We start from the raw sequence: 21,221 nt of genomic DNA on the forward strand, positions 1-21,221 counted from the left end.
ACCTTAATGACAAGGTGCCTGAAAAAGGCACCGCATATATAATAAAAGGATATAGGGGATGGCTTTTACCGATAAAATAGTCTGGATCACCGGCGCTTCATCAGGGATAGGCGCCGCTTTGGCACAGGCATTTGCCGGTGAAGGCGCCCATATCATCCTGTCCGGCAGGCGTCTGGATGCTTTGGAAACGGTGGCGGCAGATATCGAAACCGATACGTTGTTGCTGCCGTTCGAAAGCACAGATTTTGACGCCCTGCCCGACAAGGTTGCCGAGGCGTGGAAATGGAAAGGCAAAGTTGATATATTGATCAACAATGCCGGGATCAGCCAGCGCAGCCTGGCGCTTGATACCGACCCCAATGTCCATAGCCGGATCGTGAATGTTGACCTGCTCGCCCCGATATGGCTGACCCAGCTATTGCTGCCGCACATGATCGGCGCGGGCGGCGGTCATATTGTCGGGATCAGCTCGGTGGCGGGCCGCGTCGGCGTCCCGCTGCGCACCGCCTATTGCGCGGCCAAGCACGGGTTGATCGGTTATATGGACGCCCTGCGTGCGGAAACCGAGAAGCGCCATAATATCCATGTCACCAATATATTACCCGGTTCCATCCGCACCGATGTTTCCCGCAACGCCCTCACCAAAGATGGTAGCAGACGCGAAAAATCCGACGCAGTAATCGACAATGGTATGGAGCCATCAGAATGCGCGCGCCAGATTGTTGAAGCGGTTGCCAATAAAGTGCCGGAGCTGATTGTTGCGGAGGGTCCGGAGCTGATGTTCGCGCAGTTGCGGCAGAGCGATCCGGAAAAACTGTTCGGGATAACCGCCACTATGGGCGCGCAAATTGCCGAGAAATATGAAGCAGGAGAAGACGATTAATGACATTGGTCCTACTTGAAAAAGCGGACGGGGTTGCAACCATCACCCTCAACCGGCCGGAAGCCATGAATGCCCTGTCCCATGCCCTGCGCGGTGCTTTTTTTGAGGCGTGCCAGGACATTGCGGAGGATGACGATATCCGCGCGGTGATTGTCACCGGCGCGGGTGAGCGGGCATTTACCGCCGGACTTGATCTAAAAGAACTGGGCTCATCCGGCCTTGGCCCTGCGACGGACCAGAAACCGTTTAGCAATCCCTGCAAAGCGCTTGAAAACCTTGAAATACCGGTAATCGGCGCAATTAACGGCGTGGCTGTCACCGGCGGTTTTGAACTCGCGCTGGCCTGCGATGTGCGGATTGCATCGACCAATGCCCGCTTTGCCGACACCCATGCCCGTGTTGGCATCATTCCCGGTTGGGGCCTGTCACAAAAACTGTCCCGCTATATCGGCCTGTCACGCGCCTGCGAGATGAGCTTTACCGGTCAGTTTCTGGACGCCGATACAGCCTGTAGCTGGGGTCTGGTCAACCATGTCTATGCTCCCGAAGAACTTATGCCCGCGGCACAAGCGCTGGCCGCCGATATGGCGACCATTGATCCGGGATTCATGAAGACCTATAAAAAGCTTATCCGCGACGGCTATGACCGCAATTTCAAAGACGCGCTGGCTTTGGAAAAAGAGGTTACCGATAGCTATAACAGCCATGTCAGCGCCGAAGAAGTCGAACAGCGCCGACTGGCTGTGATCGAACGGGGACGAAACTTGAAAGGCTGATTAAGCGCGGCCCTATCCCGGATTGCCTTCTATTTGCGGCATGTCCGGTTCAATCGTGACCCATTTTTGCGCGCTTTTAGTCCAGAAATGCATTTGCGGGGCAAGAACAGTCGTATCATCGAGAGTGCCTGCTTTGACAAAGGTGAAGCCGGGCTGCGTGGGCAATGTCGTCAGAACCGGTGAACCGCATTTTCCGCAAAAGTGCCGCTCGACAAGATTCCCGCTTTCGCTGGTATCTTCATAAGTTGTCAGGTCGCCCTTGATATCAATCTGGTCATTGGTAACGCCAAACAGCACCGAATAGGCGCTGCCCGATTGCCGCTGGCAGTTCTTGCAATGGCAGACGCCGGACATTTTCGGCTCCCCGTTGATAGTATAGCTTACGGCCCCGCACAGGCATTGCCCCGTCATCGTCATCTTCACTCTCCTTTAAGGCAATTTTCTTGCAGATAAGTCCAATCCCGTAAAGGTTCATTTCACGGGGTTGCCAAATGCGTTTATTGCCTAATAGCGCCAAGTTGCTATTTGAACCACATGAACGACATGACCGATAGTGATCGCATCAAATTGCATGAAAGCTGGAAAGCGCCGCTCGTGCCCGAATTTTCCAGCACTTATATGGCGGACCTGCGCGGCTTTTTAATGGAGCAGCGCAAGGCGGGGAAAACCCTGTTCCCAAAGGGCAGCGAATATTTCCGCGCTCTGGACCTGACTCCGCCTGAAAAGGTCCGTGTCGTTATATTGGGGCAAGATCCCTATCACGGGCCGGGACAGGCGCACGGGCTGTGCTTTAGCGTCCAGCCCGGAGTGCGTCCCCCGCCTTCGCTGGTCAATATCTACAAGGAACTGGAAAGCGATATCGGAATGGCGCGCCCGGTCCACGGCTTTCTGGAATCCTGGGCCAAGCAGGGCGTGTTGCTGCTCAACAGCGTGTTGACGGTCGAGCAAGGCCAGGCGGCATCGCATCGCGGCAAGGGGTGGGAGCAGTTTACCGACGCCATCATCCGCCTGATTGCGGCCAAGGACGAGCCCGTCGTGTTCCTGCTGTGGGGCAGCTATGCGCAGAAGAAAGCGGCATTCGTGAAAAGCGTGGAGGAAGGCGGCAAGCATCTGGTGCTAAAAGCGCCTCACCCCTCCCCGCTGTCGGCGCATAACGGCTTTTTCGGATGCAGGCATTTCAGCAAGACCAATGCGTTTCTGGAACAAAACGGTCTGCCCCCGATAGACTGGTCTTTGCCGCCCGCTTAGTTTCCTGATTACCCCATCAATAGCGGAGCCACCTTACACATCACACCGCGTGTAGGACATAAAAAAAGGGCGAGAGCACTTTACGCACTCTCGCCCCTTTAAAATTTCTACCGGCCAATTAATGGCCAACAGCGTTAAGCCTGCTGAAGATTTACAGCTGCTTTCTTGCCATTGTTTCCGGTTTCAACGTCATATGTCAAACGCTGCTCTTTTTCGAGCGACTGCATGCCAGCAGCCTGAACGGCTGTGATGTGCACGAAGCTGTCGTCGCCGCCATCTTCAGGAGCGATAAAGCCATAGCCTTTGTCGGCGTTGAAAAATTTTACTGTGCCTGTAGGCATATTCTTATTCCTATTCATAACTTAATTATGTCTGACTCTACAAAATGGCAGAACCAGACGGGGTCGCCAACGTCGAGAAAAAGGAAAAAAGAGTATGCAGGCTGTTTTACCAGCCCTTAGACAAGAATTTCGTCGTACGCGATTATTAGCTGAGTAGGCCTATAACAGGAAATGGGCCACTTGGCAAACTTCATGTCACCCGGCACGCAGCAGATACGGCGATGCGAGCCTTTCGGGCGTTGAAACCGGATCATCGACCGTTTTTGCAATGCTGCCGATACTATCATTTCCCTTTGCCGAACAGCCCGTAATGTGTCACGATTGACCTTATGAAACAGGCTGTCCGAACTTCCCGCCCCGTTTTCGCCGCTTTGGCCGCGATGACATTATCCGCCGTATTGAGCGGGTGTCAGCCCGATGAAGCGCCGGTGGCGCCTGATCCCTCCCCGCAGGATGTTTTCTTTTTCGACCGCTTGTCCAAGCTGTGCGGCAAGGCTTATTCGGGCCAGATGGTTTCCGATCAGGCCGTGGATGCGGATATGGCGGACCGGCCGATGATTGTGCATGTCGCCAACTGTAGCCAGAGCGAAATCCAGATCCCGTTCCATGTCGGCCCTTCCGAATCGGAAGGCGCGGATGGCGCGTGGGACCGCTCTCGCACCTGGATCATCACCCGCACAGAGGACGGTGACAAGACCGGACTGCGCCTGAAACACCGCCACCGGCATGAGGACGGATCGCTGGACAGCTCCACCAATTATGGCGGCGATACCGCGTCACAAGGCACTGCGGGGCGTCAGGAGTTTCCGGTCGATGACGAATCCATCGCTCTTTTCAAAGCCGAGGGGCTGGACCAGTCTGTCACCAATATCTGGGCAGTAGAGGTCAGCGCGCCGGGCACGGATGATGCCCGCTTTGCCTATGAACTGCGCCGCCCGCCGGTCTCTGAAACAGAGGAAGGCCGCCTGTTCCGGGTCGAGTTTGACCTGACCCAGCCTGTGCCCGCTCCGCCGCCGCCATGGGGGGATTGAACCCGGCAGGTCCGGCGCTGGACGGGGATGTCAAAAACTCCTATCTGCACCGGTTTTTCCGGTTGCTCCTGTCCGTCATCTACCTGATCGCAGGCATAGCCCATATTCAAAGCCCGGACGGCTTTCTGGCGATCACGCCGGGCTGGGTTCCGTTTCCGGAGCAGGTCATTTTCTTCACTGGCGTTGCAGAGATTGCAGGCGCCATTGGGCTCCTCATCCCGCCCCGGATTGTGCCGCATATCCGTTATGCCGCGGGAATCGGCCTCGCGCTTTATGCGCTGTGTGTTTATCCGGCCAATATCAATCACGCGCTTGGCAATATCGCGATTGGCGGCGAAACCGCGAGCTGGGCCTATCATGGCCCGCGCCTTTTGTTTCAGCCGGTTTTCATCTGGTGGGCGCTGATTGCCGGTAATGTTATCGACTGGCCGTTCCGTAAAGGCTAGGAACGCCCCCGCTCTCCTTTCATGAACCATCCTTTTATGATAGAAAGGTTTTTCCTTAGCTTTCCGGAGGAAAATAATGGAAAAAGACGGCGAAAAGATCAAAGTGTCAGAAGAAGAAGCCAGCAACAAAACCACGCCGCAGGGCGTGCGCTGGGTATTGGGAATATCCCTGTTACTTGCGCTGGGGGTCATGACTTTTGCCTGGATCATTCCCGCCCTGACCTAGCTAACTATCCGTAAACACAGCAAGCATCAGCCGTCAGGCAAAATAACCGGGTCAACCCGTCTGTCCCCCCGTGGCATCAACACGCCCAGAACGATGGCGACCAGCAACAGGGCCGGTACATCGCCCATCATATGTCCCATATGTTCCGGATTTTGCAGTGATTGCACAGCCATGATCCCGGCATGAACCACACTGGACCAGACTGTGAACCAGATTAGCGAGCGATGCTCCGACGGATTGGCCGAAGCGCGGATCAGGAACAGTCCCAGCACCGCGTAAACCCCGACGATCATCATGTAATATTGCGAAGCCACCGGCGCGCCTTCGTGCCACATCCAACCGGATGGCCAGACCAGAGCAAGCGGGTAAATTAAACAGAAGATCACTCCAAACAGCACCAGCGCGGCCTGTAACAAGCTATAACGACCCATCATAAATGCCTCCCTAAAGGAGCCCCCCGGCCAGCTTTATGCCTTTTTTTCGGGTAAAAAGCAATTTATCCGCAGGGGGATGACGCGCTAACTTCACTAACTTCACACCAAGGAAGCCTTTTATTCCGCCATTTTCGGATTTTCGGTGGCTTTGCTATCAGCTTCACCAACATTATCTTCAAGCGTGGGGTGGATCACTTCCAGCGCGGCGGTGAGCGGCGTGTAGCCATTGGACCAGTCCTCTACATCCTCCCGATCATCAAGGTCGACAATCCGATCGTCGCCCGTCCCGTATTGCGCGGGATTATGGGCACGCAGCAGGAACATCAGCAAGCGGTCATTATATTTGCGCCGGACATAGGTGCACTGCCCGTCCCGGTCGAATACGGGGTCTTCCACGCCCTTCACCGCGCGTTCAAACGCCACATCGACCAGCCGCCGGGACGCCTGAGCCATCGCCATTTCCCACGCATAGGCAAAAGCCTTCCCCTCTGGCGAGCGACGAAGCTGATAGGCGCCGCTGGCCGACATACCGACCGATTTCGCTGCCTCGCTCACGCAGCCGGTATCCGCCAGCATGCCAATAAAATCCCGTTGCCGCTGCGGCGTCCATCCATCGCAGCGCTGCCTCTCCCGCTCCGCCGGAACAAAATCGCGCGCATCGCCGCGGGCCGGAGCCTCCCGGGCGGACGAGCGCACCGCAAGCGGCGAGCCTGCCCCCTGCTCCGCCGATAAAGGAGGCGAAAGGTCAGGCGCAGGGTCGGGCCCAAAATCGGGCGGGGCATCATGCCAGGCAAGCGGGCGAGCATCATCCGGATAATGCGCTTCTTCAAAAAGCGGATCATCAGGCAGCATATCTGCGCTAGAGGTTGAAGACAAAGGGTGAGCTGTGTGTTTCTGGTTTTCCATGTGAGGTGGAATAACCTATTTGGTTATATGTAGGACAGCGTTTTTTTTGGGCGGGGTGAATGGAGCGAATGGAGTCGGCTTTTTTATAGGTGCGGCGTTGTTCCTGATAGGCGCATCATCATTCTGAACGGCTACGCAGTCATCCAGATACCCACACCGTCACCCCGGAACACTTACACCGTCATCGTGAACACTTACGCCACCATGCTGAACACTTACGCCATCATCCTGAACACCTACACCTCACCCTGAACACCTACACCGTCATCCTGAACTTGTTTCAGGATCCATTTAAAGGCGCATCAACACCCGATAGATCCTGAAACAAGTTCAGGATGACGAGTGGAGTTGAGGCTTCTCTAGGTATCAAATCAGCAAAAGTATCGCGTTCTCTCTATGCTCCTCTGTTAGCTGATATACTTAACTGTTGGCTTGTTGACCACTGGTAAAGGCATCCCGCAAGAGAGCGACCCTCATATTGGATACCACCAAAAATGCATAAGATGACAAAGAACCAAAAAGATAAGCATTGAATCGGTTTATAAAAAACCTGAATTTTAGCAACAGAGTGAAGCTTACCGGTCTTTTTGAACCTCTCGTCATTTACAAAGAGCTTTAGAAACCCAACTAGCGCTAATTTATCCGATATATCTACAGGACTATGTTGAGAAATTTTTGATCCAAGTGTTATTTCCGGCAAGATATTTCCCCACCGTTCTTCTATCACTGTACCTTGTGCAACTGCTCCCATAAGCAAACGATGATACCAATCCTTATCAACAAAATAGAACAATGTTGTTGTTACAAAAACAGCTAGTGTTACGAATAATAATGGATCGAAGTAAAAGCCAAGTATCTCTAATTCATGATCTTTTGAGTCTTTCAAAAAAACGCCATATAATGACAAAATGGCTGCCAAGACCGTCGCGTAAAGTGTGCGGACTTTCATACAAATCTCATTAAAATGTTCTTGAGTTTGTACGACCTTTTTCCATGCATCCATTGCTAATGCTGCGTTCTCAATCTTTGGAGCTGTGCTCACTGCTGATACTCAGCAAATTTATAATGTTCAAAAATCTGAGACATTTCCTTCTCCAATATAATATCAGCATTCACTTTTCGTGAACGAATTTCATTCTCACGCTGAACATCATCATCTGTCCAGTGAGTAACGAGCTTTAAGAGCTCATACTTATGAGTGTCCTGAGCTTCACCATATGCTGCCCAAGCATAATCGACGCCAGCATCTGTGGCCATAGCTACATCCTTTTGTCGACTATCTCCAATGTACACTGCTTCACTTTTCGCCACATCAAAATCGGTAAGGATTTGTGATAATAGATGAGGATTGGGCTTTAACTCTCCAACAGGTGTGTGATGGTGTTCTGTATGCCTGAGATGATAAAAATTTCGAGAGTAATGACGCCCCCCATTTGCGATAAAATCTTCTGGGACTTCATGATCCGGAGGCGTATATATTCTATCTACTACGCCATCCAAACCCAATCGCTTAAGTCTATAGAAGCTATAAAAACTCTGTGACTCAGTGTAGATCGCGATGCGAGAGCCAGCTCCTTTGATCCTAAGCAGCGTGTCTGCGACCGTCGGGTAAAGCCTTAATTCCTTTTTTCGAGTTGATCTGAATGCTCTAATCGCTTTGGAAAAAACCTCCGATGCTGCTTTTTCACCAAGAAACGGCTTCAAGCTAGGAAGGGCTTCGAGCAAAAATGCATATTCCGAAGTGCCGTGCTCTTGGTGAACTGGCCGGATTTCATCCGCTAGATCCTCGACACTCAAACCTGTAATAAGCTCCACTTCTTGCATCATTGCATTGAAGCAGCTGTACCATACGTGCACCCAATCGAAGAGCGTGTTGTCGAAATCAACAACAGCTAGAGTTTTGTTTTGCATTGCAGTCCCATTACTGATTTTAGCGGCATTGATACGAAAGATTCACAATTCTCTTAACTGGTTAGTTCACCTCTCCCATATCTTTCACAACTTCGCAATTATAACGCACCGCTCACACCGCCTTCTCCCACACACAAGGAAATCCATCTACCAATCCTTCCAAAACAAAGCTGGATTCCCGCCTGCGCGGGAATGACGGGGGCGTTTGGGTTGGGGGTTAGGCGGGCTTGGGGTGGCGGGATGTTCTTGTCGGTGCGCTTCGCCTGTTTCACTCGCCGCCTTGCACTGCCCTTATCACATTTTATCGCCGGGCAATTTGCTGGATTGCTCTACCCAGTCGGTGAACTGTTCGCCGATCTCGTCGCCTTCCTTGATATGCAGGTAGCGGATGCCCTTTTGCTTTGAATCGACGGGCGGCGGCGGGTCCAGATCGTCTCCGTTGTGGAAACAGACTTTCAGATATTTGTCAAAGCAGTGGTAGCTGAGGAAATATTCGCCTTCTTTCACGCCGTATAAGGGGGAGTTCCACTTCACCGCCTTTTTCACGTCGGGGACGGTTTTGGTCACAATTTCGTCCACGCACCGGACCACATCCTGTTTCCATCCGGGCACGGCGTCGATATAGTCCTGCACCGGCCCGTCACCATAGCCCAGCGGGATTTGCGGATTGCCGCCGGAGAGAAGTCTGGGTTTCGCCATGTTCCTTGCTCCTTGCCTGTCCGTGTCTCGGCTATTCCCCCGAAACGTAACGCCCAAGGCTTGCCAACTCACGCGAAGTCTATGAACAGGCCTCGACATAGCCGAGCACCGGCATGGTGCCGACGTGGATCAGGTTGACCTTGCCCTCGCGGCCGATTTCTATGCGGAGGGCTGGCCGGCCGCTATCGGCATCGGGCGATGTCAGATATTTGGCCGGGGCCTCGACATATTTGTGCGGTGTTTCGGGATATGGGAAATGCTTTTTGACATCGGCTTCGCTGTCGCCGGTGGCAATGCCTTCGGCCAGCTTGACCGTGGAGCGCTGACCCAGCGAGATGCGGCGGACCTTGTCCTCCTCGACAATCGCATAGGCGCCAGGATAGTCGGGAGAGGTCAGCACGCGGCAGCTTTCCGACACCTGCGCGCCCTTCTCTGCCCAGCTACTTCCTTCGGGAACAGCCTCCCCAATGCGAAGGTCGCCCAGCCCTTTCAGCGTCAATATATTCGCGGGTTGAACGGTTTCATCAGCGGGGGCGGGGGCTGTCGGCTCACTTGCCATGGGCGGAGCCGGTGCAGTGGCGGAGTTTTCATCCTCCACCGCCGGATCAGCATCATCAGGCGTCTGCGATGAACAAGCGGCCAGCAAAGCCAGCGGCATGAAGGCGAGCGACACCGCAGCACGCGGTTTTGTCAGAAACAGCTTTCCCATATATGTGCGACGCACAAAAGCGCGAAAGGTTCCGTGATTGTTGGCGGGGTGGTCATTCCGCCGGTTCTCTCTATTGGGCCTCTCTCTAAGCCGCTTTTGGTGCTGGCGCTCCGCGTAACAAGCCTTCGGTGCTCAAGTCTTCGTCGATATCGGGCCAGTGGATGCCATAGCCGCCGCCTGCGATTTCCCAGTGGCTGCGCTGCTCCGCTGACGCATTGTGCAAGCGCGGATACCATGCCAGCGGGACAGAAATAGTGCGGCCATCCATCAGGTCGACGATAAGGCTGTCTTCACTGCACCGCACGTCGGCGACGCGTTCATCGGTTATTCTAGCCGAAATATTCATGCCATGCCTCCAAAATCTCCGTGCGGTTATTCGTGACCAGCTTCAATATGCCATTAATCTCGTGCGGGCGAAAGCCGATATTACGCGCCAGTGAAACCGGCTCCAGCCAAGCTTTAGCGAGCTGGAGCCTTTGTCCACATGGATATGCGGCGGTTCATTGGGTTCGTGGCTGTAAAAGTAGAACCGGTAGCCATTGATCCGCAAAACGGTTGGCATGGTTTACTCCGCCGGTTCTTGCGTGGCCTCCTTCACCTCGTCCGCGGGCAGGTATAGCTCTTGCCCCTTGTCCTTATAGACTTTTGCCATTTCGCGCATGCCTTCTTCGGCGGCGGCCTTGCTGGCGGCGGCGGTTTCTGCGCCCAGTTTTTCGGAGGAGATAAACCCTTCCGCGCTCTGGTTCTGTTTGCTGGCGAAGTCGCGGACTTCCTGGCTGATCTTCATCGAACAGAATTTCGGGCCGCACATGGAGCAGAAATGCGCGGTCTTTGCGCCCTCGGCAGGCAGGGTCTGGTCATGATATTCCATCGCCGTGTCGGGGTCGAGCGACAGGTTGAACTGGTCGCGCCAGCGGAACTCGAACCGCGCCTTGGACAGCGCATCATCGCGGACCTGCGCCGCCGGGTGCCCCTTGGCAAGGTCGGCAGCATGGGCGGCGAGTTTGTAGGTGACAACGCCGACTTTCACGTCGTCGCGGTCGGGCAGGCCCAGATGCTCCTTGGGCGTGACATAGCACAGCATCGCGGTGCCATACCAACCGATCTGCGCCGCGCCGATGCCGCTGGTAATATGGTCATAGCCGGGCGCGATGTCGGTGGTTAGCGGCCCAAGCGTATAGAATGGTGCCTCTCCGCAGACTTCGAGCTGCTTTTCCATATTCTCCTTGATCTTGTGCATCGGCACGTGGCCGGGGCCTTCGATCATCACCTGCACATCGGATTTCCATGCGCGGTGAGTCAGCTCTCCCAGCGTGTAAAGCTCGCTGAACTGCGCTTCGTCATTGGCATCGGCAATCGAGCCGGGGCGCAGGCCATCGCCCAGCGAATAGGCAATGTCATAAGCCTTCATGATTTCGGTAATGTCGTCGAAATGCTCGTAAAGGAAACTTTCCTTGTGATGGGCAAGGCACCATTTCGCCATGATCGACCCGCCGCGCGACACGATCCCGGTGACGCGCTTGGCCGCCATCGGCACATAAGGCAGGCGCACACCGGCATGGATGGTGAAATAATCCACGCCCTGCTCTGCTTGCTCGATCAGTGTATCGCGGAAGATTTCCCAGGTCAGGTCCTCGGCCACGCCGCCGACTTTTTCCAGCGCCTGATAAATCGGCACGGTCCCGATGGGCACGGGGGAGTTGCGGATGATCCATTCGCGCGTGTCGTGGATATTGCGACCGGTGGACAGGTCCATGACCGTGTCCGCGCCCCAGCGGATCGACCAGACCATCTTGTCCACTTCGTTTGCGACATCGGACGCCACCGCGCTGTTGCCGATATTGGCATTGACCTTGACCAGAAAATTGCGGCCAATCGCCATGGGTTCGGATTCCGGGTGGTTGATATTGTTCGGAATGATCGCACGGCCGCGCGCCACTTCGTCGCGGACAAATTCCGGCGTGACATAATCGGGGATGCTGGCGCCAAAACTCTCGCCGTCGCGATTATATTCGCGTAGCCGATCGCGCCCCAGATTTTCGCGCTCTGCAACATATTCCATCTCCGGAGTGATGATGCCTTTGCGGGCATAATGCATTTGCGAGACATTTGCACCTGCCTTTGCGCGCAGGGGCCGCTTCACGACATGCGGGAACTGCGGGACACCGCCGCTGCGGTCGGGGCCAAGCTGGCCATTATCCTCTGGCTTCATCTCCCGCCCGTCATAGGATTCCACATCCCCGCGTGCTTCGATCCACCCGCGGCGCAGTTGCGGCAGCCCAGCGTTAATGTCGATCAACATATCGGGATCGGTATAGGGGCCGGACGTGTCATAAACGCGCACCGGGGCCTCCCCGCCCTCCAGATGGATTTCCCGCATCGCCACACGGATGCCGGAGCCGCTATGCGCTGCGACATGGATTTTCTTCGAGCCACGGATCGGGCCAGTGGTCACGCCAATTTCGGTCTTTGCGGGGATGTCAGCCATGTTCTTTACTCCATATAGCGGAGCGAAGAGGCGGGATTGTGCTAAATACCGCTCCCTCCCTCCGCCCGGGTTAACGGGATCAGGTTCAACGGGTCGCGGTTTATTCCGCTCTCAACCTGCTGTCGCGAACAGGCTCCCCGGGGATGACGCACATGGTAATGCCCCTCGGTCAGAAGGTCCAGCGAAGTTTATTAACGTTTGTGATAGAAAAGACGGCCCCTCACCAACCGGGCACAAAATATTTTGGCGGCACGGCGCAGCCCCAGTAGAAGCCCTGACCAAAATCGGCACCAAGCAGGCGCGCCTGGGCCAGATGATGCTTGGTCTCGATACCCTCGATCACCGACCGCGCTTTGCGGCTGCGGCAGAAATCCAGCATCGAGGTTAGCAGCGACATCGGAAGGTCGCCTTCATAACAGGCGTCGAATATCGTCTTGTCGAGCTTCAGCTCATCGAAAGGGATCTTTGCAATCCGTTCCAGATTGGCAAGGCCGGTGCCATAGTCATCAATCGAAATGCTCAGCCCGTGACCGCGCAAACTATGACAAACAGCGGCGAGCCGGTCCACATCGACCACGCGCGATTCCTCTGTAATCTCCAGCATCAGCGTGTTTGCCGGCACGTCCGCCTTTTTGAGCCGGCTAATCAGCGCATCGACAAAGCGGCGATAGGTCATCAGGATGGCGCTGCAGTTAAACGACACCGGAACCGTTTTGCCGCGCCTTGCAAGAGCAGTCGCAAGGCGGATCGATTCATCGACCACAACCAGCGTTGCCTCTACCTCTACCGCGACATCGACCAGATCGGAAAAGATGATCGCGGGGTTCAGCGCGCGCCGCGTCTTTATCCGGGTCAGTGCTTCATAGCCGACGATTTTTCCGCTGTTCAAAGACTGTTTCGACTGGAACTCGACGGACAGATTGGGCAACAGCCGGTCGGTTTCGACCAGCGCAGTCACATAGTCGAAATCATTTACCGCATGGCCGCTGACATCCGCCATCCGGCCAATCAGATTGCACAGTGTCGGAACCGAATAGGGTTTTTGCAGGTGCTGGATCGTGCTGGCGCCATCAAAGGCAAGGTCATCGCCGCTATCCTTGGGATTGGGCGTCAATATCACCGGAAGCGAAGATCGCAGCCCCGAAAAACGGTCGAGCAGGTCGCGTCCGTTTTCGCGCATGGATTTGGGATCAATGACCAGCGCATCCGCGCCAAAGACCAGGCTGGCTTCCTCGTCCAGTTTGGAAAATACACAGGCGACGGCAATATCATGTGCTTCCAGATCATCCTGCAGGGACCGGGATAGTGCGTTTTCTTCTTCAACAACAATGACTTTGGCACTTGCTGTCGTAGGGGTTGCGGCTTTAATTTTCGTTGGGGCTATAGACATGGAATAACCTCCATAGGTTGGGGGATCGGGGGATTCGCAGACGGCACCCTGCCGCGCGAAAAGTCAAATCGGAAAGCTGAAAATGGGCGGGGACGACCAGCTGTTTCTATCTGGATCGCCCGCCTTTTACCACTGACGGGCTTCACGCATCGACATCTTGAAGCTTGTCACGATATTCCTGCAAACGGGTGATACGCAAACCGCCCATACCGGAACGGTGGATCGCCTGTTGCCATGAAATAAGTTCCTCCAGTGAAAGGTTATAGCGTTCACACGCTTCATCGGTGGTGAGCAGCCCGCCATTGACGGCTGCGACGACCTCTGCCTTGCGGCGTATAACCCAGCGTCTGGTATTTGCTGGCGGTAAGTCATGTTCTGAAAGTGCATCTCCTAGTGGGCCGATAACTCTGGTGGCTTTTGATTTTGATATTGTAACATGTTTCATACGGAACCTCTTTATTCTGCCTTCCGGCGTTACCCTGTTCCTATGCCCGTCCATGAAAATGGGCCGAAAATGTTAAACGCATCTTTATTCTCGTGGTTAATAGCGCTTAACGCCGATCTTAATGCCACGGCTGGTCATAAAAGCGCCAAGACGCGAAACCGGCCGCGAAAAATCACATAAAAATGTTTGACGATTCCTGCTTATGAGAATAGTTCGCATTTTCATTCTCATAAAGATCAAGGTAAAAGGGAAATCCTGTCATCATGAATCGTTTTTCGCATCTTCACCGCACAACTGGCCTTGGTCTATTGGTTTTTGCCATGCACAGCGCGCCGGCAATGGCCCAGCAAAACGGGGATGCGTTAGACGAAGAGACTCGCACGTCCGGCAGGGAAGAAATCGTCGTGACAGCCACGCGGACGAACCTTCCGATCAGCGCGCTGCCGATTACGGTCAATATTGTCGATAGCCAGGAACTGACAAACCAGGTGGCGATGAGCGGATCAACGGTCGATGCTATTTCTGCGCTTGTGCCTTCCTTTTCACCGACCCGCCAGAAACTGACCGGATCAGGCGAAAGTTTGCGGGGGCGCTCGCCTCTCTTTGCCATTAACGGCGTGCCGCAGACCACACCTATCCGGAACGGTTCACGCGATGGTCATACACTTGATCCGTTTTTCGTGGACCGGATTGAGTTGATATACGGCTCCAACGCCCTGCAAGGAATCGGCGCAACCGGCGGCGTGATTAACCAGGTGCTGGTCGGCGCACCCGAAGCGGACGGCATCAGCGGACGGACATTGCTGCAAGCCTCTGCCGATAGCGGATTCAAGGACGAAGGTTTTGGCGGGAAAGCCGCTGCTCTTATCAATTATCGCTCCGGCGCATTCGATGCCAGCATCGGCGCCACATTTGAACGGCGCGGTGCGTTTTTCGATGGCCATGGCAACCGCATCGGGGTCGATACAACCCAGGGCGAGATTCAGGATAGTGACAGCTATTCTATCTTTGGGCGGTTCGGATACCAGCTTTCCGACAGCGCGCGCATTGAACTGGTCGCCAATCGCTTCAGCCTGGAAAGCAATGCCAATTATGTTCCTGTCGATGGTGACCGGGAAAACGGCATTCCATCAACATCCGTACGCGGGACAACGCCAGGCGTGCCTGCGTCCAACCGGAACGAGCTTATCTCTTTGTCAGTGACAGATGATAATCTGGGCGGCGGCACATTCACGCTTCAGGGTTTTTTCAACCGGTCCCGCGATATATTTGGCGGAAGCATGGCCGCTACGTTTCAGGACCCCGCCATCGCCACAGTGGGGACGCTGTTTGACCAGTCCGCCAACCGCTCCCGCAAGCTGGGCGGTAAGATAACCTACGAGCGCGAGCTGATTGACAATCTGACGCTAACCGCCGGATTTGACGCCCTGTTTGACCGGACCGAACAGGTTCTTGTCCAGACCGACCGGACATGGGTTCCGGAAACCGAATTTCAAAGCCTTGCGCCCTTTGTGCAGGCCAATCTGGGCCTGTTCGACCGGCTGCTGACCGTGGCTGGCGGTGTACGGTGGGAAAATGCCGAGTTGAAAGTCGATGATTTCACGACCCTTGCCAGCGCGGGCAACACGATGGTTGCGGGCGGCAATCCGAAGTTTGACGAATTCCTGCCGAATGTCGGGGTCATCATTGAACCGGTCAAGGGCATCCGCGCCTATGGTAGCTATACCAAGGGCTATACCATTCCCGATGTTGGCCGCATCCTGCGTGGTATCAACACGACGGGCGTGGATATCGACAACTTCCTTGATGTGAACCCGATTATTTCCGACAACCGCGAACTGGGTCTGGAAGTAAAACGCGGGCCGCTGGATGCCAGCGTCACCTATTTCTGGTCCTCCAGTGATTTCGGACAGCGGCTTGTGCTCAACGCCGACGGTATTTTCGACCTGCGGCGCGAAGCGGTTGAAATTGAAGGCATCGAAATCAACCTTGGCGTGGAAACGCCGGTTCCCGGCCTGAAACTCGGCATTGGTTATAGCGACCTTGCCGGGCGGGTGGATACCGATGGTGATGGGCGGGTCGATGACGATCTGGACGGCAGCAATATTTCGCCGGACCGCTTCAACCTTTCCGCCAATTATCAAACCGGGCCGTTCTCTGCCGTGGCGCAGGCGCAATTCTATTTGCCGCGCAGTTTTGTGGGCCAACCGGACAGCGCCAAATTTGATGGCTATACATTATTCAACGCGCAAGTGCGGTATGAAACCGGACTGGGTGCATTCAGCCTCAGCGCGCAGAACCTGTTCGATGAATATTATATTTCCTATGACAGCGACACGGTGCGAACGACGGATGACGCCCGCTTTTATGCGGGACGCGGGCGGACAGTGACGCTGGGTTGGGACTGGCGTTTTTGATAAAAGCGCTTGCCTGGGTCCACCGCTGGACAGGCGGGATTATAGGTTTGTTACTGGCCTTGATCGGCCTTACCGGGACGTTCCTGTTATGGAAAGGCGCATGGATTGCGCTTACCGTTCCGGTGGCCGGCAATGCCTACACCAACGACCCGGCGCAACTGGCAAGCGTAACGCAGCAGATTATCGAGCATTCCGACAGGCAAGTTAAATATATCCGCTTTGCAAATGACGATGTTCCCGTCCACACGGTCAACACGGGCCCGGAATCCGGGTTTTACGCAGATGCCAGCGGAACCGCATTAGCGTCATGGAGCAGCATCTGGGACCGTGCGGAGGTCGCTCTGTTTGATTTCCACCATTATTTGCTGATGGGGGACACGGGAAAGACGCTGGCCGGTATTGCGGCATTATTTGGCCTCGGTTTCGTGATTACCGGCCTGATATTATGGTGGCCTACGCGCAAGACTTTCAAATTCCGACTATGGCCCGCGCGTATGACGCGGCCCGCAATCATAAGGCAGCACCGTGATCTGGGCGTTGTGCTGGCGCCGTTCCTGTTCTTCACCATGCTGACCGGCGCGATGATGACCCTGCCCCCGGTATCCGCAGTGCTGTTAAGTCCATTCTCATCGCCAGCCGAGATGGAAGCGGCGGCTGCAAAGCCGGAAATCATGTCTGGCCCGGCTGATAATGCCCGGTGGGACCTTATCATGACCCGCGCACAGGAACGCTTTCCGGGCGCGGTGGTGCGTATAGCCAGCTTTCCGCGAAAGGAAGGCGATCCTGTAACCATCCGCCTGAAACAACCCGGCGAATGGCATAATAATGGCCGGACAATGGTCTGGTTTGATGGCCGGACTTCCGAAATCATCGGAACCGTCGATGCGCTTGCCCTGCCGCAAGGGTCAAAACTTTCCAATCTCGTCTATCCTCTGCACGCGGCCAAGGTTGGCGGTATCATTTACAAGATAGTGCAGACTTTTACGGGGCTGACACTCGCGCTGCTTGGCACTTTCGCCGTGTGGAGCTTCTGGTTTCGCCGGACGGCCACACCGACAAAGGCTAAGCGATCCACAGCCGCAATATATAGGCAATGACGCCCAGCACGGTGATGCTCACCAGCCAGATCGCCGCCATCCATAACAACCGTTTCCACAACGGATCGTTATCGGCCGATTGTTTATCCGTAAGGGCCATTAATGATACCCGTCAGTTCCGACCTTGCCGCGGAACACCCAATAGGTCCATCCGGTATAGGCAAGGATCAACGGCACGGTCAGCACCACCCCGATCAGCATGAATATCTGGCTGCTTTCGGGAACCGCCGCATCCCAGATCGTGACCTGGTCCGGCACGATATAGGGGAACATCGATATACCAAGCCCGCTCATGCCAAGGAAAAACAATCCTAACGAGATCAGGAAAGGTGCGACTTCCTGCCCCTTGAACAGACCGCGGAACAGGAAATAGCTCAGGATCAGGACGAGCAGCGGCACTTGCGCGGCGAACAGGATATAGGGCATCTCAAACCAGCGCTGCCAATATTGCGCGCCCAGGAAGGGCGTATAAAGGCTGACCGCCGCCATCAGGACAAGCGTGGCAACCGCCGCCGGTTTGGCAAGCCGGTAAGCATCCTTTTGCGTGCCGCCGGTGGTTTTCCAGATCAGCCATGTCGTGCCCAGCAGTGCATAGCCCGCAACCGTGCCCAGTCCGGTCAGCAACGTATAAGGCGTGAACCAGTCAAACCAGCTACCGGCATAAGCGCGGTCCGCAACCTCGACCCCTTGCAATATCGCGCCCAGTGTCATGCCCTGCGCCATCGCCGCAGCAAGCGACCCGGCGGTAAAAGACGCGTCCCAGAATTTTCGGTGGGACGGATCACGCCAGCGAAATTCAAAGGCAACCCCGCGAAAGATAAGGCCGAGCAGCATGATGATAATCAGCGGATAGGTCGCCGGAAGTATGATCGAGTAAGCCAGCGGAAACGCAGCGAGCAAACCCCCGCCGCCCAGCACCAGCCATGTCTCGTTACCGTCCCACACCGGCGCGATCGAGTTCATTGCCTGATCCCGCTCGTCACCGACTTTGAACACGGGAAACAATATGCCGATGCCAAGGTCAAACCCGTCCATCACAACATAGGCAAAGACGGCAAACGCGATGATGAAGGCCCATAAAACGGTTAAATCCATCATGCTTCTCCTTTTCCGTCAGGATCTGTCACGGGTACAATCGTCGATGCGGCATATTCGGGTGGCCCCGGCATGATACCCGCCGTGCGAACCGGCCCCTTCTCGGTCGATTTCACCCCTTTTTCACCGGCTTTTGGCGGCGCTTTCATCAGGCGCAAGATATACCATGTGCCGATACCGAAGACGACGAAATAGACGATGATGAAGGCGATCAGCGAGACTGCGACGGCAGGCGCTGCCAGCGGCGATGCGCTATCCGCCGTGCGGAGCAGACCATAGATCGTATAGGGTTGCCGCCCCACTTCGGTGACGATCCACCCTGCGATAACCGCGACAAAGCCCGCTGGCCCCATCACGATGGCCGCGCGGTGGAGCGTGGGCCAGTCATATAGTTTTTTGCGCGCCCGTGCGATCAGGCTCCACAATCCGATGCCCAGCATCAGGAAACCGATGCCGACCATGATCCGGAATGCCCAGAAAACCATGCCCATGGGCGGTTGATCCGCCTCCGGAATGGTATCAAACCCGTCCAATGGTGCGTTAAGGTCATGCTTCAGGATCAGCGATGACAGCTTGGGAATCTCTATACTATAATCAATGCGCTTTTCATCGCTGTTGGGAATACCGAACAGGATCAGCGGCGCACCATCGGGATGGCTTTCATAATGGCCTTCCATCGCCATGACCTTTGCGGGCTGATGCTCCAGCGTATTCAGTCCGTGCAGGTCGCCCGCAAAAATCTGGACCGGAGCGACCAGAGCGGCCATCCACATCGCCATCGAAAACATCTTGCGCGCATGGGCGTTGGTCTTGTCTTTCAGCAAATGCCACGCCCCAACTGCGCCCACCACAAAGGCGGTGGTCAGATAAGCCGCCATCAACGTATGGAACAAACGGTAAGGGAAGCTGGGGTTGAACACGATGTTCCACCAACTGCCCCCCGGCACAAATTGCCCCTCGGCAGAAATATCATATCCCGCAGGCGTCTGCATCCAGCTATTCACGCTCAAAATCCAGAAAGCGGAAATAAACGTCCCAATCGCCACCATCAATGTCGCGGTGAAGTGGAGTTTCTTGCCCACCCTGTTCATGCCGAACAGCATGACGCCCAGAAAACCGGCTTCCAGGAAAAAGGCCGTCAGCACTTCATAGGCCATGAGCGGCCCGATAATCGGCCCTGCCTTATCCGAAAAGACCGCCCAGTTGGTTCCGAACTGATAGGACAGTACGATTCCGGACACGACTCCCATGGCAAAGGTGACAGCGAATATTTTCAGCCAATATTTGAACAGGTCCATATAGAGCTGTTTGCCGGTTTTAAGCCAAAGCCCTTCCAGCACAGCCAGATAGCTGGCAAGACCAATAGAGAATGCGGGGAAAATGAAATGGAAACTAACTGTAAACGCAAACTGAATACGTGCCAGCATTACAGCGTCAAATTGCTCGAACATCGTCTATTGCCCCCTTTAGGTGGACCGATTTTCAAATATATTGACTTCGATACGCGATATTTCTTTTTTTTACAATCGAGTAAGGCTGCATAAGTCGAATAGCATAGTTGCATATTTTGCAACTTATGAATTTGGACATTCACGATCTATAGCCAAAACCCTGTAATTTTATCTAATTTGTCTGTGATTCCCTATCATGGAAGCAGGATTCTTGGTCGAAATCCGTTTGCGGGCATCAAAGTCTTTGTAATAATATTTCACGTTATCCGGTAGAATGTTCCCTGTCCCCGACGAAATATCGCCAAGGTTCAACCTGTCGCGCGGACCAGCCTTTTTACCGCTTAGCTCTGGAATGTTACATAATAACTACCATTTTTGAAACCGGCAGGGGGTAATTAATGGAGTTGAGTAAATGAAAAAACTACCAATGATTACAGCCGCTTTTGGTGCCGCTACATTGATCGCCGCACCTGGTTTCGCTCAAGATACACCGCCCGAAGAAGCAGCACCAACAGAAGAAGCTGCTACTCCTGAAGCTGCTCCGCCAACCATCGACTCTGATGGCGATGGCAAAAATGACGCCTGGGACCAACGCGGTGACGGTAAGGCCGATAGCTGGGATACAGATGGCGATGGCGCCCCCGACGCTTTCGATCAGGACGGTGACGGAGCACCCGATCCCAAATAGGCCCCAACCCCATAATAATTAAAGCACGCCAGGGCCAAGCCAACCAGGACGTGCTTATGCGAGCGGTCAATCCGGGTAGGCTATCCTCCCCCTTCTGGATTGGCCGCCGCATTTGGATAAAAAGGAAGAGAGATCATGAAAAATTTGTTGAAACCCACATTGATCGCGGCGCCCGCCATATTCGCGCTTGCCGCTTGTGATGCGCCGCCAGCCGAAGACCCGGCTCTGGAAAACAGTAACGAAATGCCCGTCCCGCCCGTGGAAGAGCCGCTTGATACGGTTCCCATGGACGATACTGCCCCCGTTGATGGCAATCTTACCGGCGGTGAAGCGCCAGTAGTGGACCCCACGGACCCGGCATATAATGCGGAAACCGATACACCGCCAGTGGATGAAGGTACCGCGACAGACACAACCGAAGAAACGACCACGACTGAGTGAGGTCGTTTGACGCTGGACCGAATTCGGGACGTAAGATTGGAATATATCCCATTACTGGAACAAAAAAGGCCCGGAGGTTTGAACCGCCGGGCCTCTTTC

General features: G+C 54.9%; 25 protein-coding genes, 1 pseudogene and 1 riboswitch. Of the genes and pseudogenes, 10 read left to right on the forward strand and 16 right to left on the reverse strand.

The window, feature by feature from the left end; genetic code table 11:
• Window positions 1–58 precede the first annotated feature (58 nt).
• Together VIN76_RS12365 and VIN76_RS12370 are read left to right on the forward strand one after the other, a co-directional pair.
• Window positions 59–883 (forward strand): SDR family NAD(P)-dependent oxidoreductase, encoded by an 825-nt coding sequence (locus VIN76_RS12365; protein ID WP_332042158.1) that lies wholly within the window; start codon window positions 59–61, stop codon window positions 881–883.
• The gene (locus VIN76_RS12370) at window positions 883–1,659 is read left to right on the forward strand and encodes an enoyl-CoA hydratase (RefSeq protein ID WP_332042159.1); all 777 of its coding nucleotides are present in this window, start codon (window positions 883–885) and stop codon (window positions 1,657–1,659) included. The genes VIN76_RS12365 and VIN76_RS12370 overlap by 1 nt, the downstream gene beginning before the upstream one ends.
• A 12-nt stretch (window positions 1,660–1,671) precedes the next feature.
• On the opposite strand, the gene VIN76_RS12375 is transcribed toward VIN76_RS12370, so the two are convergent.
• On the reverse strand, window positions 1,672–2,076 hold the full coding sequence (locus tag VIN76_RS12375; protein WP_332042160.1) for a GFA family protein: 405 nt from the start codon (window positions 2,074–2,076) through the stop codon (window positions 1,672–1,674).
• 117 nt (window positions 2,077–2,193) lie between these two features.
• On the opposite strand from VIN76_RS12375, the gene ung reads away from it, so the two are divergent.
• Complete coding sequence (gene ung / locus VIN76_RS12380; RefSeq protein ID WP_332042161.1) at window positions 2,194–2,907, forward strand: uracil-DNA glycosylase; 714 nt, start codon at window positions 2,194–2,196, stop codon at window positions 2,905–2,907.
• Between the two features lie 134 nt (window positions 2,908–3,041).
• On the opposite strand, the gene VIN76_RS12385 is transcribed toward ung, so the two are convergent.
• On the reverse strand, window positions 3,042–3,248 hold the full coding sequence (locus tag VIN76_RS12385) for a cold-shock protein (RefSeq protein ID WP_332042162.1): 207 nt from the start codon (window positions 3,246–3,248) through the stop codon (window positions 3,042–3,044).
• A gap of 329 nt (window positions 3,249–3,577) precedes the next feature.
• On the opposite strand from VIN76_RS12385, the gene VIN76_RS12390 reads away from it, so the two are divergent.
• From VIN76_RS12390 to VIN76_RS12400, 3 genes are all read left to right on the forward strand, one after another.
• Window positions 3,578–4,279, forward strand: coding sequence for a hypothetical protein (locus VIN76_RS12390; protein ID WP_332042163.1), 702 nt, complete (start codon window positions 3,578–3,580; stop codon window positions 4,277–4,279).
• The gene (locus tag VIN76_RS12395) at window positions 4,276–4,725 is read left to right on the forward strand and encodes a DoxX family protein (protein WP_414696356.1); all 450 of its coding nucleotides are present in this window, start codon (window positions 4,276–4,278) and stop codon (window positions 4,723–4,725) included. The genes VIN76_RS12390 and VIN76_RS12395 overlap by 4 nt, the downstream gene beginning before the upstream one ends.
• Window positions 4,726–4,801: 76 nt before the next feature.
• Window positions 4,802–4,951, forward strand: a complete 150-nt coding sequence (locus VIN76_RS12400; RefSeq protein ID WP_332042164.1) for a hypothetical protein — start codon at window positions 4,802–4,804, stop codon at window positions 4,949–4,951.
• 26 nt (window positions 4,952–4,977) lie between these two features.
• On the opposite strand, the gene VIN76_RS12405 is transcribed toward VIN76_RS12400, so the two are convergent.
• From VIN76_RS12405 to VIN76_RS12460, 11 genes and pseudogenes are all read right to left on the reverse strand, one after another.
• On the reverse strand, window positions 4,978–5,385 hold the full coding sequence (locus VIN76_RS12405) for a DUF6632 domain-containing protein (protein ID WP_332042165.1): 408 nt from the start codon (window positions 5,383–5,385) through the stop codon (window positions 4,978–4,980).
• A gap of 117 nt (window positions 5,386–5,502) precedes the next feature.
• The gene (locus tag VIN76_RS12410) at window positions 5,503–6,237 is read right to left on the reverse strand and encodes a hypothetical protein (protein ID WP_332042166.1); all 735 of its coding nucleotides are present in this window, start codon (window positions 6,235–6,237) and stop codon (window positions 5,503–5,505) included.
• Window positions 6,238–6,685: 448 nt separating this feature from the next.
• Entirely contained in the window at window positions 6,686–7,333 is a 648-nt protein-coding gene (locus tag VIN76_RS12415; RefSeq protein ID WP_332042167.1) for a hypothetical protein, read from the reverse strand.
• Entirely contained in the window at window positions 7,330–8,202 is an 873-nt protein-coding gene (locus tag VIN76_RS12420) for an HAD family hydrolase (protein ID WP_332042168.1), read from the reverse strand. Before VIN76_RS12420 ends, VIN76_RS12415 begins: the two co-directional genes overlap by 4 nt.
• 294 nt (window positions 8,203–8,496) lie before the next feature.
• Window positions 8,497–8,901 (reverse strand): DUF1801 domain-containing protein, encoded by a 405-nt coding sequence (locus VIN76_RS12425; RefSeq protein ID WP_332042169.1) that lies wholly within the window; start codon window positions 8,899–8,901, stop codon window positions 8,497–8,499.
• 79 nt (window positions 8,902–8,980) lie between these two features.
• Entirely contained in the window at window positions 8,981–9,625 is a 645-nt protein-coding gene (locus VIN76_RS12430; RefSeq protein WP_332042170.1) for a hypothetical protein, read from the reverse strand.
• Between the two features lie 70 nt (window positions 9,626–9,695).
• Window positions 9,696–9,956, reverse strand: a complete 261-nt coding sequence (locus tag VIN76_RS12435; protein ID WP_332042171.1) for a DUF2442 domain-containing protein — start codon at window positions 9,954–9,956, stop codon at window positions 9,696–9,698.
• Window positions 9,940–10,172 (reverse strand): annotated as a pseudogene (locus tag VIN76_RS12445) (DUF4160 domain-containing protein). The gene VIN76_RS12435 and the pseudogene VIN76_RS12445 overlap by 17 nt, the downstream one beginning before the upstream one ends.
• A 3-nt stretch (window positions 10,173–10,175) precedes the next feature.
• Window positions 10,176–12,098 carry a phosphomethylpyrimidine synthase ThiC gene (thiC, locus tag VIN76_RS12450; protein WP_332042173.1) on the reverse strand — a complete coding sequence of 641 codons (1,923 nt, stop codon included), beginning with the start codon at window positions 12,096–12,098 and terminating at the stop codon, window positions 10,176–10,178.
• A 39-nt stretch (window positions 12,099–12,137) separates the two neighbouring features.
• Window positions 12,138–12,248: riboswitch (TPP riboswitch) on the reverse strand.
• A gap of 70 nt (window positions 12,249–12,318) precedes the next feature.
• Window positions 12,319–13,488: an EAL domain-containing protein gene (locus tag VIN76_RS12455; RefSeq protein WP_332042174.1), complete on the reverse strand. Its 1,170-nt coding sequence runs from the start codon at window positions 13,486–13,488 to the stop codon at window positions 12,319–12,321.
• Between the two features lie 142 nt (window positions 13,489–13,630).
• Window positions 13,631–13,933 carry a DUF1153 domain-containing protein gene (locus VIN76_RS12460; protein WP_332042175.1) on the reverse strand — a complete coding sequence of 101 codons (303 nt, stop codon included), beginning with the start codon at window positions 13,931–13,933 and terminating at the stop codon, window positions 13,631–13,633.
• A gap of 263 nt (window positions 13,934–14,196) precedes the next feature.
• On the opposite strand from VIN76_RS12460, the gene VIN76_RS12465 reads away from it, so the two are divergent.
• Together VIN76_RS12465 and VIN76_RS12470 are read left to right on the forward strand one after the other, a co-directional pair.
• Window positions 14,197–16,350, forward strand: a complete 2,154-nt coding sequence (locus tag VIN76_RS12465; protein ID WP_332042176.1) for a TonB-dependent receptor — start codon at window positions 14,197–14,199, stop codon at window positions 16,348–16,350.
• On the forward strand, window positions 16,347–17,447 hold the full coding sequence (locus tag VIN76_RS12470) for a PepSY-associated TM helix domain-containing protein (protein ID WP_332042177.1): 1,101 nt from the start codon (window positions 16,347–16,349) through the stop codon (window positions 17,445–17,447). The genes VIN76_RS12465 and VIN76_RS12470 overlap by 4 nt, the downstream gene beginning before the upstream one ends.
• On the opposite strand, the gene VIN76_RS12475 is transcribed toward VIN76_RS12470, so the two are convergent.
• The 3 genes from VIN76_RS12475 to VIN76_RS12485 are packed head-to-tail and all read right to left on the reverse strand — an operon-like array spanning window position 17,413 to window position 19,993.
• The gene (locus VIN76_RS12475; protein WP_332042178.1) at window positions 17,413–17,547 is read right to left on the reverse strand and encodes a DUF2474 domain-containing protein; all 135 of its coding nucleotides are present in this window, start codon (window positions 17,545–17,547) and stop codon (window positions 17,413–17,415) included. The two genes, VIN76_RS12470 and VIN76_RS12475, sit on opposite strands and share 35 nt — an antisense overlap.
• Window positions 17,547–18,542, reverse strand: a complete 996-nt coding sequence (gene cydB / locus VIN76_RS12480) for a cytochrome d ubiquinol oxidase subunit II (RefSeq protein ID WP_332042323.1) — start codon at window positions 18,540–18,542, stop codon at window positions 17,547–17,549. The genes VIN76_RS12475 and cydB overlap by 1 nt, the downstream gene beginning before the upstream one ends.
• A complete protein-coding gene (locus VIN76_RS12485; protein WP_332042179.1) occupies window positions 18,542–19,993 on the reverse strand; it encodes a cytochrome ubiquinol oxidase subunit I in 1,452 nt (483 codons plus the stop codon). The genes cydB and VIN76_RS12485 overlap by 1 nt, the downstream gene beginning before the upstream one ends.
• A 412-nt stretch (window positions 19,994–20,405) precedes the next feature.
• On the opposite strand from VIN76_RS12485, the gene VIN76_RS12490 reads away from it, so the two are divergent.
• Both VIN76_RS12490 and VIN76_RS12495 read left to right on the forward strand, forming a co-directional pair.
• Window positions 20,406–20,681, forward strand: a complete 276-nt coding sequence (locus tag VIN76_RS12490) for a hypothetical protein (RefSeq protein ID WP_332042180.1) — start codon at window positions 20,406–20,408, stop codon at window positions 20,679–20,681.
• Window positions 20,682–20,816: 135 nt separating this feature from the next.
• Window positions 20,817–21,122, forward strand: coding sequence for a hypothetical protein (locus VIN76_RS12495; protein ID WP_332042181.1), 306 nt, complete (start codon window positions 20,817–20,819; stop codon window positions 21,120–21,122).
• Window positions 21,123–21,221 lie beyond the last annotated feature (99 nt).

The sequence above is a fragment of the Parasphingorhabdus sp. genome, assembly GCF_036568145.1.
Lineage (GTDB): Bacteria > Pseudomonadota > Alphaproteobacteria > Sphingomonadales > Sphingomonadaceae > Parasphingorhabdus.